General features: G+C 63.0%; 12 protein-coding genes. 11 read left to right on the top strand and 1 reads right to left on the bottom strand.

Annotation, left to right across the window (positions count from 1 at the left end; all coding sequences use genetic code 11):
* Positions 1-41: 41 nt before the first annotated feature.
* The 11 genes from rsfS (at position 42) to AC5O5R_RS24080 (ending at position 10573) form a co-directional block, all read left to right on the top strand.
* A complete protein-coding gene (gene rsfS, locus AC5O5R_RS24130; RefSeq protein WP_172223824.1) occupies positions 42-461 on the top strand; it encodes a ribosome silencing factor in 420 nt (139 codons plus the stop codon).
* Positions 462-471: 10 nt separating this feature from the next.
* Positions 472-939 (top strand): 23S rRNA (pseudouridine(1915)-N(3))-methyltransferase RlmH, encoded by a 468-nt coding sequence (gene rlmH / locus AC5O5R_RS24125; protein ID WP_003249722.1) that lies wholly within the window; start codon positions 472-474, stop codon positions 937-939.
* Between the two features lie 16 nt (positions 940-955).
* Positions 956-2845, top strand: a complete 1890-nt coding sequence (mrdA, locus tag AC5O5R_RS24120) for a penicillin-binding protein 2 (protein WP_172223828.1) — start codon at positions 956-958, stop codon at positions 2843-2845.
* A gap of 38 nt (positions 2846-2883) precedes the next feature.
* Complete coding sequence (gene rodA / locus AC5O5R_RS24115) at positions 2884-3987, top strand: rod shape-determining protein RodA (protein ID WP_056796665.1); 1104 nt, start codon at positions 2884-2886, stop codon at positions 3985-3987.
* 17 nt (positions 3988-4004) lie between these two features.
* Positions 4005-5015 carry a lytic murein transglycosylase B gene (gene mltB, locus AC5O5R_RS24110; RefSeq protein WP_172223832.1) on the top strand — a complete coding sequence of 337 codons (1011 nt, stop codon included), beginning with the start codon at positions 4005-4007 and terminating at the stop codon, positions 5013-5015.
* On the top strand, positions 5015-6016 hold the full coding sequence (locus tag AC5O5R_RS24105; RefSeq protein ID WP_172223835.1) for a septal ring lytic transglycosylase RlpA family protein: 1002 nt from the start codon (positions 5015-5017) through the stop codon (positions 6014-6016). The genes mltB and AC5O5R_RS24105 overlap by 1 nt, the downstream gene beginning before the upstream one ends.
* A 332-nt stretch (positions 6017-6348) precedes the next feature.
* Entirely contained in the window at positions 6349-7509 is a 1161-nt protein-coding gene (locus AC5O5R_RS24100) for a D-alanyl-D-alanine carboxypeptidase family protein (protein WP_172223839.1), read from the top strand.
* Positions 7510-7582: 73 nt separating this feature from the next.
* Positions 7583-7858 carry a DUF493 domain-containing protein gene (locus tag AC5O5R_RS24095; protein ID WP_172223844.1) on the top strand — a complete coding sequence of 92 codons (276 nt, stop codon included), beginning with the start codon at positions 7583-7585 and terminating at the stop codon, positions 7856-7858.
* The gene (gene lipB / locus AC5O5R_RS24090; RefSeq protein ID WP_172223847.1) at positions 7858-8505 is read left to right on the top strand and encodes a lipoyl(octanoyl) transferase LipB; all 648 of its coding nucleotides are present in this window, start codon (positions 7858-7860) and stop codon (positions 8503-8505) included. Before AC5O5R_RS24095 ends, lipB begins: the two co-directional genes overlap by 1 nt.
* Before the next feature lie 2 nt (positions 8506-8507).
* The gene (lipA, locus tag AC5O5R_RS24085) at positions 8508-9524 is read left to right on the top strand and encodes a lipoyl synthase (RefSeq protein ID WP_256676344.1); all 1017 of its coding nucleotides are present in this window, start codon (positions 8508-8510) and stop codon (positions 9522-9524) included.
* A 110-nt stretch (positions 9525-9634) separates the two neighbouring features.
* Entirely contained in the window at positions 9635-10573 is a 939-nt protein-coding gene (locus AC5O5R_RS24080) for a S66 peptidase family protein (RefSeq protein WP_494514773.1), read from the top strand.
* A 132-nt stretch (positions 10574-10705) separates the two neighbouring features.
* Here AC5O5R_RS24080 and AC5O5R_RS24075 read toward each other — a convergent pair whose 3' ends face one another.
* The gene (locus AC5O5R_RS24075; protein WP_172223854.1) at positions 10706-12022 is read right to left on the bottom strand and encodes a lytic murein transglycosylase; all 1317 of its coding nucleotides are present in this window, start codon (positions 12020-12022) and stop codon (positions 10706-10708) included.
* Positions 12023-12024 lie beyond the last annotated feature (2 nt).

Below are 12024 nucleotides of genomic sequence, written 5' to 3'. Positions count from 1 at the left end.
GCGCCTCTGGCGCCTCATCCAACGAGTTGAACGAGTTTTATATGACCAAGCAGAAAATTTACGGCGAAGAACTGGTCGCAGTGACCAAGGCCGCGCTGGAAGACGTCAAGGCCCAGGACATCCAGGTCATCGACGTGCGCGAGAAGCACAGCCTGACCGATTACATGATCATTGCTACCGGTACCTCCAACCGCCAGATCAACGCGATGGCCGAAAAGGTTCGCGAAGCTGTCAAGGCCAAAGGCGCCCAGCCACTGGGTGAAGAAGGCAAGGGCGACAGCGATTGGGTACTGCTGGACCTGAACGATGTGATCGTGCACATGATGACTGCCGCTGCTCGCCAGTTCTACGACCTGGAGCGTCTGTGGCAGGGTGCCGAGCAAAGCCGTGCCGCCGATGGCAAGCACCACAACCCGGAGCATGCCCACGAGTACTCCGACAAGCTCAAAGACCGCGAATAAGGAAAGCGCTGTGCGTCTGCGCCTGATCGCGGTCGGCTCGCGCATGCCGAAGTGGGTCGAGGAAGGCTGGCATGAATATGCCAAGCGCCTGCCTGCCGAGCTGTCGCTGGAGCTGGTGGAAATCCCGCTGAACACCCGAGGCAAGAATGCCGACGTCGCCCGCCTGATCCGTCAGGAGGGCGAAGCCATGCTGAGCAAGGTTCAGCCTGGGGAACGCATTGTCACCCTCGAGGTCCATGGCAAGCCCTGGAGCACCGAGCAGCTGGCGACCGAGCTGGATCGCTGGCGCCTGGATGCGCGCACGGTGAATTTGATGGTGGGCGGCCCGGAAGGCCTGGCGCCTGAGGTTTGCGCGCGCGCCGAGCAACGCTGGTCGCTGTCGCCGCTGACCTTGCCGCACCCGTTGGTAAGGATACTCATCGGCGAGCAGATCTACCGCGCCTGGACCGTGTTGTCCGGGCACCCTTACCACAAATGAGCCTGTAAGCAGTCCGATGTCGCAGCCGATCCGTCTCAAGGACCACGAGAAAGACGCCCGCCTGGTGCGCAACCGCGTCGTGGTCGGCGCAGTGGCGGTCATGCTGCTTATATGCGTGCTGATTGCCCGGCTGTACTACCTGCAGATCATCCAGTACGACTACCACTCGACGCTGTCGGAGAACAACCGGGTGCATGTGCAGCCGATTCCGCCGACCCGTGGGCTGATCTTTGACCGCAACGGCGTCATTGTGGCCGACAACCGGCCCAGCTTCAGCCTGTCCATGACCCGCGAACGCGCAGGTAACTGGCAGGAAGTGCTGGACAACATCGTCGAAGTGCTGGAGCTGACGGCCGACGACCGTGCCTTGTTCGAGAAGCGCATGCGCCAGGGTCGCCGGCCGTTCGAGCCGGTGCCGATACTGTTCGAGCTCAGCGAAGAACAGATCGCCCGCGTCGCGGTCAACCAGTTCCGCCTGCCGGGCGTGGAAGTGGTGGCCCAGCTGGTGCGGCACTATCCGCAGGGCGCGCATTTTGCGCACTCGGTGGGTTATGTGGGGCGGATCAACGAGAAAGAGCTGAAAACCCTCGACCCGGTGAACTACAGCGGCACCCACCATATCGGCAAGACCGGCATCGAGCGCTTCTACGAACCCGATCTGCACGGCCAGGTAGGCTACGAAGAAGTCGAGACCAACGCCCGTGGCCGCGTGCTTCGGGTGCTCAAGCGTACCGACCCGAAGCCGGGCAAAGACATTGTGCTGAGCCTGGACATCAAGTTGCAGGAGGCCGCCGAGGCTGCCCTCGGTGGCCGCCGTGGCGCAATCGTAGCGCTGGATCCGCGTACCGGCGAGGTGCTGGCGATGGTCAGCCAGCCGAGCTTCGACCCCAACCTGTTCGTCACCGGTATCAGCTTCAAGGCCTATGCCGAGCTGCGCGACTCGATCGACCGGCCGCTGTTCAACCGCGTACTGCGTGGCTTGTATCCGCCGGGCTCGACCATCAAGCCGGCGGTGGCCATTGCCGGCCTGGACAGTGGTGTGGTCAATGCTGGCAGCCGAGTGTTCGACCCGGGTTACTACCAGTTGCCCAACTACGACCACAAGTACCGTAACTGGAACCGTTCCGGTGATGGCTGGGTCGACCTGGACACCGCAATCATGCGTTCCAACGATACCTATTTCTACGATCTTGCGCACAAGATGGGCATCGATCGGCTGTCCACCTACATGAACAAGTTCGGCATCGGCCAGCGGGTTTCCCTCGACATGTTCGAAGAATCCGCCGGGTTGATGCCATCGCGCGAATGGAAGCGGGCCACCCGCCGCCAGGCCTGGTTCCCCGGCGAAACCCTGATTCTCGGCATCGGCCAGGGCTACATGCAGGCAACGCCGCTGCAGCTGGCCCAGGCCACTGCGCTGATTGCCAACAAGGGCGTATGGAACCGCCCGCACCTGGCCAAGACCATCGAAGGCCAGCCGCCGGTGGACGACAACCCCATGGACAACATCGTGCTGCGTGACAAGTCCGACTGGGCCAAGGTCACCCATGGCATGGAGCAGGTGATGCACAATGCCCGTGGTACCGCGCGCAAGGCTGCGGCCGGCGCGCAGTACCGCATTGCCGGCAAGAGCGGCACCGCCCAGGTGGTGGCGATCAAGCAGGGCGAGAAGTACGACCGCAACAAGCTCCAGGAGCGCCATCGTGACCACGCCCTGTTCGTTGCTTTCGCCCCGGCCGAAGCCCCGAAGATCGTGGTCTCGGTGATGGTCGAGAACGGTGAGTCCGGCTCTGGTGTGGCCGCGCCCGTGGTACGCCAGATCATGGACGCCTGGTTGCTCGACGAAAATGGCCGGCTCAAGCCCGAGTTCGCGCCTGCCACCGTTACCCAGGAATCGGCCTTGTGATGAACAATTTCGATCGCATGCTCTCCAGTGAGGATGTGATGCGTCGGCGCGCCAGCTTTCTGCAGCGCATCCATATCGACGGCCCCTTGCTGGTCATTCTGCTGACCCTCGCGGCCGGCAGCCTGTTCGTGCTGTATTCGGCCAGTGGCAAGAACTGGGACTTGCTGCTCAAGCAGGCCACCTCGTTCGGCATCGGCCTGGTGTCGATGTTCGTGATCGCCCAGCTGGAGCCGCGTTTCATGGCCCGCTGGGTGCCACTGGCCTACCTGGCCGGGGTGCTGTTGCTGGTGGTGGTGGACGTGATGGGCCACAACGCCATGGGTGCCACGCGCTGGATCAACATACCCGGGGTGATCCGCTTCCAGCCCTCGGAATTCATGAAGATCATCATGCCGGCGACCATCGCCTGGTATCTGTCCAAGCGCACCTTGCCGCCGCATCTGAAGCACGTGGCGATCAGCCTGGTGCTGATCGGCGTGCCCTTCATCCTCATCGTACGCCAGCCCGACCTGGGAACGGCGCTGCTGATTCTCGCCTCCGGCGCCTTCGTGCTGTTCATGGGTGGCCTACGCTGGCGCTGGATCCTCAGCGTGCTGGCAGCTGCGGTACCGGTGGCGGTGGCGATGTGGTTCTTCGTCATGCACGACTACCAGAAACAGCGGGTGCTGACCTTCCTCGACCCGGAAAGCGATCCCTTGGGGACTGGCTGGAACATCATCCAGTCCAAGGCCGCGATTGGCTCCGGCGGAGTGTTTGGCAAGGGCTGGCTGCTCGGCACCCAGTCGCACCTGGACTTCCTGCCGGAAAGCCACACCGACTTCATCATCGCCGTGCTCGGCGAGGAATTCGGCCTGGTCGGGATCTGCCTGCTGCTGATCGTCTACCTGCTGCTGATCGGTCGCGGCCTGGTGATCACCGCGCAGGCGCAGACCCTGTTCGGCAAGCTGCTGGCGGGCAGCTTGACCATGACCTTTTTTGTATACGTGTTCGTCAATATCGGAATGGTCAGCGGCCTTCTGCCCGTGGTGGGCGTGCCGCTTCCCTTCATCAGCTATGGCGGAACTTCGTTGGTGACGCTGCTGTCAGCGTTTGGCGTTTTGATGTCGATCCATACGCACCGCAAATGGATCGCGCAGGTTTGAATAAGGTGAAGAATTTCATGCAAGCAGTGCGTAACTGGGCTGCCCGTTGTGCGCCATGGTTTGGCGCGGTGGGCCTGTTCGGCGCTGTACAGCTGGCCCATGCCGGTGATTACGAACGCTCGCCCCAGGTGGCCGAGTTCGTTGGCGAAATGAGCCGCGACCATGGTTTTGCCCCAGAGCAGCTGATGGGCGTGTTCCGTGAAGTGCAGCGCAAGCAGTCGATCCTCGACGCCATTTCGCGCCCGGCCGAACGGGTCAAGCCGTGGAAGGACTACCGGCCGATGTTCCTCACCGATGCGCGCATTGCCCGCGGGGTGGACTTCTGGCGCCAGCATGAAGCCGTGCTGGCGCGTGCCGAGCAGGAATACGGCGTGCCGGCGCAGTACATCGTCGCGATCATTGGCGTGGAAACCTTCTTTGGTCGCAATACCGGTAACTACCGGGTGATCGATGCCTTGTCGACCTTGGGCTTCGACTACCCGCCACGGGCCGAATTCTTCCGCAAGGAGCTGCGCGAGTTCCTGCTGCTGGCCCGTGAGGAGCAGCTCGACCCATTGACGCTCAAAGGCTCCTACGCCGGCGCCATGGGCCTGCCGCAGTTCATGCCCAGCAGCTTTCGCAATTACGCGGTGGACTTCGACGGCGACGGCCACATCAATATCTGGAACAACCCGGACGACGCCATCGGCAGCGTGGCCAGTTACTTCAAGCGCCACGGCTGGGTAGCCGGCGAAGGTGTGGTCAGCCGCGCCTGGGTGGACGGCGAGCGCGCCGACCAAGGCCTGACCACCGGCATCGAGCCGGTCAAGACGGTAGGGGAGTTGCGCGGCCTTGGCTGGTCGGTTCATGATTCGCTGCGCGATGATCTGCCGGTTACCGCCTTCCGTCTCGAGGGCGACAATGGGCCCGAGTACTGGATGGGCCTGAAAAACTTCTACGCGATCACTCGCTACAACCGCAGCGTGATGTATGCCATGGCGGTGCATCAGCTTGCCGAACAGCTGGTCCAAGCACGGGGCGTCAAGTAATGCGCGCAATCATCTCTGCCAATTCCTTCAAGCTGCTCACCTGCCTCGCCGTTGGCGTGGTGCTGGCCAGCTGCTCTTCCAATCGTCCGGCCCAGCAAAGCAGTGGCAACGTCGTGCGCACCCAGCCAGGCCTGGATATCAACCGCGCGCACAAGGACGGCGCGCCGTGGTGGGACGTGGACGTCAACAAGATTCCCGACGCCACGCCAACTGTGCACACTGGCAACTACAAGGCCAACCCGTACACGGTGCTGGGCAAGACCTACTACCCGATGCAGGAGTCGCGCAACTACCGCGCCGAAGGCACCGCGTCGTGGTACGGCACCAAGTTCCACGGCCAGAACACCGCCAATGGTGAGCTGTATGACCTGTATGGCATGAGTGCGGCGCACAAGACCCTGCCGCTGCCGGCCTATGTGCGGGTGACCAACCTGGCCAACGGCCGCAGCGTGGTGCTGCGGGTGAATGACCGTGGCCCGTTCTATTCCGACCGCATCATCGACTTGTCTTACGCTGCGGCGAAAAAGCTCGGTTACGCCGAAATCGGCACCGCACACGTGCGCGTCGAGGGCATCGACCCGCAGCAATGGTGGGCCCAGCGTGGCCAGACGCCACCGATGGTGCTCAAGGAACCGCAAGTGGCGCAGAACCAGGCGCTACCTGCCAGCACCGGGCGTGTCGAGCAATGGACCCCGCCACCGCAGCAGCACGCGGCGCCAGTGGTGCCGGTGCAGGTCGGCGGCAACAATGTGCCGGGCGGCAATGCCGGAAGCTTCCTGCAGGTCGGCGCCTTCGCCAACCCGGATGCTGCCGAGCTGCTGCGCTCCAAGCTCAGTACCATGGTCAGCGCCCCGGTGTTCATCAGTTCCATTGTGCGTAACCAGCAGACCCTGCACCGCGTGCGCCTGGGGCCGATCGGCAGCCAGGGCGAGATCCAGCAGGCGCAGGACAGCATTCGCCTGGCGAACCTTGGGCAGGCCAAGCTGGTCACAGCTGACTGACAGTGGGAGCGGGCGAGCCCGCGAAGCAGGCGATGCGGTGGATGGCACCGGCTGCGCCGGTGTTCGCGGGTGAACCCGCTCCCACAGGGTTTCACATGCCCCTGTGGAAGCCGGTTTACCCGCGAAGAAGACAACACCAAACTGTCGGTTTTGTCATGAATTGCCGGGCGCGGCCATGTACAATGACCGCTTTTGCCCGCAGCGACATAAAGCCGCACCTTGATGTACCACGGCGGCGGGCCAGGCCTACGGCCATAAAACTAGACTGACTGGCGCTGGGCACATGATCTTGCCCAGGGAACATCAGACCATTAGCGATTTTCGAGAGACGGATGAACATCACCAACCTTGCCAAACGACTTTGCCTGCCTGTACTGCTGATGATCACGCCTGCCGCCTTCGCGGCGGAGCAGATGACGCCGGCGCCACCGCAACTGGCAGCCAAGTCCTACGTACTCATGGACGCGTCCAGCGGCAACGTGCTGGTCGAGAACAACGGTGACGAGCGTCTGCCGCCAGCCAGCCTGACCAAGCTGATGACCGCCTACATCGCCACCCTGGACATCCGCCGCGGCCAGATCGGTGAAAACGACCCGGTAACCGTCAGCGAAAACGCCTGGCGTACCGGCGGTTCGCGCATGTTCATCAAGGTCGGTAGCCAGGTCACTGTCAGCGACCTGCTGCACGGCATCATCATCCAGTCCGGCAACGACGCCTCGGTGGCCCTGTCCGAGCACATCGCCGGCAGCGAAGATGCCTTCGCCGACATGATGAACAAAACGGCTGCCGACCTGGGCATGAGCAACAGCCACTTCATGAACCCGACCGGCCTGCCGAACCCGGAGCACTACTCGTCGGCCCATGATATGGCGACCCTGGCCCGTGCGATCATCAACGTCGACCCGGCCCACTACGCCATCTACTCGCAGAAAGAGTTCTTCTGGAACAACATCAAGCAGCCTAACCGCAACCTGCTGCTGTGGCGCGACAAGACCGTCGATGGCCTGAAAACCGGCCACACCGACGAAGCCGGCTACTGCATGGTGGCTTCGGCCGTTCGTGACGGCCAGCGCCTGATCGCCGTGGTGTTCGGTACCAACAGCGAGCAGTCGCGTGCTGCCGAGACCCAGAAGCTGCTGACCTACGGCTTCCGCTTCTTCGAAACCCAGACCTTCTACCAGAAGGGTACCGAGCTGACCCAGGCACCGGTCTGGAAGGGCGCGACCGGCATTGTCAAGGCCGGCCTGGCCGAAGACCTGACCATGACCATGCCTAAAGGCCAATTGAAGCGCCTGCAGGCTTCGATGACCATGAACCCGCAGCTCACCGCGCCTATCGCCAAAGGTGACGTGATCGGCAAAGTGGAAGTCAAACTGGACGAGCAAGTGGTTCACAGCGCCGACCTGATCGCCCTCGATGGCGTCGAGGAAGGTGGTTTCTTCCGCCGTATGTGGGATAGCATCCGTCTATTCTTCTACGGGTTGTTCAACTGATACGTGACCTGCATGCCCCCGCGCGTTTCGCGGGGGCGTTGTTGTTGCCACGGCTTACGAGGCCGTTTCCGCCATGAGCGAACCAGACGTAAAGTCGCACAAGATCGAATTCCCCTGCGCCGATTACCCGATCAAGGTCATCGGCGATACCGTGGTCAATTTCAAGGACACGGTGATCGAGATTCTCAAGAAGTACGCCGAAGTCGACATGACCACGTTGGCCGAGCGTCAGAGCAAGGAAGGCAAGTACACCACGGTGCAGCTGCACATCGTTGCCACCAGCGAGGACCAGCTGCACGATATCAATAGCGCTTTGCGCGCTACCGGCATCGTGAAAATGGTGCTCTGATGTCCGCCTGCCTCGGTTTTCGCGAGCTTGGCCTGCAGCCCTACGAACCGGTGCTGGAAGCCATGCGTCGCTTCACCGAGCAGCGCACTCCGGACAGCCAGGATGAAGTCTGGCTGGTCGAGCACCCCGCAGTCTTCACCCAGGGCCAGGCTGGCAAGGCCGAGCACCTGCTGGTGCCGGGCGATATCCCGGTGGTGCAGACCGACCGCGGCGGCCAGGTGACCTACCATGGCCCCGGGCAGTTGGTAGCCTACCTGCTGCTGGATGTGCGCCGGCTGGGCTATGGGGTGCGCGAGCTGGTCAGCCGTATCGAGCTCACGCTCATCGACCTGCTCGGCAGTTACGCGGTCCAGGCCGCAGCCAAGCCCGATGCTCCGGGCGTCTATGTCGATGGAGCGAAAATCGCCTCCCTCGGCCTGCGAATTCGCAACGGCCGTTCGTTTCACGGCCTTGCCCTGAACGTGGACATGGACCTCGCGCCATTCCGCCGAATCAACCCCTGCGGCTATGCGGGGCTGGCCATGACCCAGCTGCGCGACCTGGCAGGTCCGATCGAACTCGACGAGGTCAGGACAAGGCTGCGCGGACAGCTGGTCAAGCACCTCGACTACGCTGAGCAGACGACCCTCACGGGCGGAATCGACTGAATATGACAACTGTGCAAGAAGCCGTGCCGAACCTGATACCCACCCAGGATGCTACCCCGCGCCCTGCGCCGAAGAAGGTGGAAGCTGGGGTAAAACTGCGTGGCGCCGACAAGGTCGCGCGCATCCCGGTAAAAATCATCCCAACCGACGAGCTGCCGAAAAAGCCCGACTGGATTCGCGTGCGCATCCCGGTTTCGCCCGAGGTAGACCGCATCAAGCAGCTGCTGCGCAAGCACAAGCTGCACAGCGTCTGCGAAGAGGCCTCCTGCCCGAACCTGGGCGAGTGCTTCTCGGGTGGTACCGCCACCTTCATGATCATGGGTGACATCTGCACCCGTCGTTGCCCGTTCTGTGACGTTGGCCACGGCCGACCGAAACCACTGGACGTCGACGAGCCGATGAACCTGGCGGTAGCGATTGCCGACCTGCGCCTGAAGTACGTGGTGATCACCTCGGTGGACCGCGACGATCTGCGTGACGGCGGTGCCCAGCACTTTGCCGACTGCATTCGTGAAATCCGCAAGCTGTCGCCTGGCGTGCAGCTGGAAACCCTGGTGCCGGACTACCGCGGCCGCATGGACGTTGCCCTGGAAATCACTGCGCAAGAGCCGCCGGATGTGTTCAACCACAACCTCGAGACCGTACCGCGTCTGTACAAGGCCGCGCGTCCGGGTTCGGACTACGACTGGTCGCTGGACCTGCTGCAGAAGTTCAAGCAGATGGTGCCGCACGTACCGACCAAATCGGGCCTGATGCTCGGCCTGGGCGAAACCGACGAAGAAGTGATCGAAGTGATGCACCGCATGCGCGAGCATGACATCGACATGCTCACCCTCGGCCAGTACCTGCAGCCGTCGCGCAGCCACTTGCCGGTGCAGCGCTTTGTGCACCCGGACACCTTCGCCTGGTTCGCCGAAGAAGGTTACAAGATGGGCTTCAAGAACGTCGCTTCCGGCCCGTTGGTGCGTTCTTCGTACCACGCCGACCAGCAGGCGCACGAGGCCAAGATCAAGCTCTGAGCCGGGCTTGATGCCAAAATGCCGATGTTTGCCGAAAGGGCAACATCGGCATTTTTGTTTGTGGGCTGCAAGCCATAAGCTACACGCGACAAGATGTCTGGAGCTGCATGATGAATTGTGTCGATAGCGTTCACGCACCATTGCCCAGGGCCATCCACAAGGATGCCTGCTTTGCGGTCATCGCGCCGGCGGGGCCGGCGCGCCTGGATACTCAGAAGGCCGGCGAGTGGTTTGCCGACCGTGGTTACCGCTGCCGTATCTACCCGGGGGCGAGCCAGGCCCAGGGCTACCTGGCGGGCAGCGACCAGCAGCGGCTGCAAGACTTGCACGACGCCTTCGCCGACCCTGCCATCGACGCCATCCTGTGCATGCGCGGCGGCTACGGCAGCATGCGGCTGCTGGACAAAATCGATTATGAGTTGATCCGTCGTCACCCCAAGCCGCTGATCGGTTACAGCGACATCACTGCGCTGCAGATGGCTATCTACCGGCGCACCGGGCTTGTCAGCTTTCATGGCGGGATGCTCAACGCCGATCTGCTGGGGGGGAAGTTGCAGCCGACCGAGGCTTCGTTGCTGGCGCAACTGGGTGGACATCTAAGGGCAGGTGATCAGGTGGTGCACCCGCCCGCCTTCCCCTTGAGCAGCGTGTTGCCGGGCGCGGCCAGTGGGCCGCTGCTGGGGGGAAACCTGTCGATGCTGGGGGCGACCATGGGGACGGTTGCCGAGCTGGACACGCAGGGCTGCATATTGTTTATCGAGGACGTCAACGAGCCGCTGTACCGGGTGGACCGCCTGCTGACCCAGATGCGTCTGGCGGGCAAGCTGGACGGGTTGAGAGGGGTGCTGGTGGGGGATTTTGCCGGGATCACCACGGCGGCGCTGACGCCTTTGCTGGAGGATACTTTCGGGACACTGGGTGTACCGGTGCTGGCGGGGTGGCGCAGTGGGCATTGTGACCCGAATGTGTGCTTGCCGATGGGGGCCCGGGTGAGGCTGGACAGTGGTCAGCAAACCTTGGTGTTGGAGCAGGACCTGTTCAGGGCCTGAGATTGTCGGGGCTGCGTTGCAGCCCATCGCCGGCAAGCCAGCTCCCACAGGTCCTGTGCTGCCTGTCAGGCCTATGATATCCCTGTGGGGGCTGGCTTGCCGGCGATGGGGCGCAGAGCGCCCCCGGCAATCTCACTGGCTACGCAGGCTCTCAAGCAGCTTATGGGTCGGATACCCGTCCGCCGGCCACCCCAACCCTTGCTGGGCGTTACGAATGGCCTTGCGGGTATTCGCCCCGATAATGCCATCTGCATTCCCCGCCTCATGCCCGCTGCTGTTCAGCAAGTTCTGCAGTTCCATGCGTTCGCTGCGGCTGAGCGGCAGGTCTTCTTTTGGCCAGCTGCCGGCAATGAACCCCCAGCCGCTGAAGCGATCCCCCAACAGGCTTACCGCCAGCGCATAAGATGACGAGTTGTTGTACTTGAGGATGGCGCGGAAGTTGTCCAGCACCAGGAATGCCGGGCCACGTGCGCCCGCAGGCAGCAGCAGGGCGGCAGACAGCTGGTTGCTGTTTGCCGGCAGTTGGGTGCCTGCAGGCAGTTTCACACCCATCGCCAGCCACTCGCTTACCGGCTTGCGCAACGCGCCATCGGCCTGCCAGAAGTCGAAACCAGCCGGCACCTGTACCTCGAAGCCCCACGGCTGGCCTTGTTTCCAGCCCGAGCTCTGCAGGTAGTGCGCGGTAGAGGCCAGGGCATCTGGTGTGCTGTTCCAGATGTCGCGGCGGCCATCGCCGTCGAAGTCGACGGCATGGGTGTTGTAGGTGGTCGGAATGAACTGGGTCTGGCCCATGGCACCGGCCCACGACCCACGCATGGCCTCTGGCTGGATGTCGCCGTGCTGGATGATCTGCAGGGCGGCAATCAGCTGGTCCTGGGCGAACTGCGGCCGACGGCCCTCATAGGCCAGGGTGGCCAGCGAGCGGATCACCGACTTGCTGCCCTGGAACTGGCCGAAATTGCTCTCCATGCCCCACACCGACACCAGCACCTGGCGGTCGACGCCATAGCGCTGCTCGAGGCGCGTCAGCAACTCGGCGTTCTGCTCCAGCAGCTTCTTGCCGTTGCGCACGCGCAGGGGCGACAGGGCGCCTTCCAGGTATTCCCATACCGGGCGGCTGAACTCAGGCTGGCTGCGGTCGGCCTTGATCACGTCCATGTCGGGCGTGACGCCTAGGAAGGCGCGGTCGAATGTGCTGGGTGAAATGCCGGCCTGCAGGGCCTGCTGGCGGAAGCCTGCCTGCCATTGGGCGAAGGTTTGCAGCGGCTGGATTTCAGTACTGGCGTCTGGCGTTGCGCCGGGCACGGTTACCACTGGCGCGGGTTGCGCAGGAGCCAGCGGCAGTGCGTCTGCTGCGGTGGGTTTTTCCGCGCAGGCAACGAGCAGAATGAAGCTGGAGGCCGCGATCAGCTGGCGGGTTTCCCAACGGGGGAGAAGACGGAAGAGCATGC

It is taken from the genome of Pseudomonas sp. 8_5_2, from assembly GCF_059295255.1.
The sequence above is the reverse complement of the archived record's forward strand: the minus strand, read 5'-3'. Positions and strand labels throughout refer to the sequence as shown.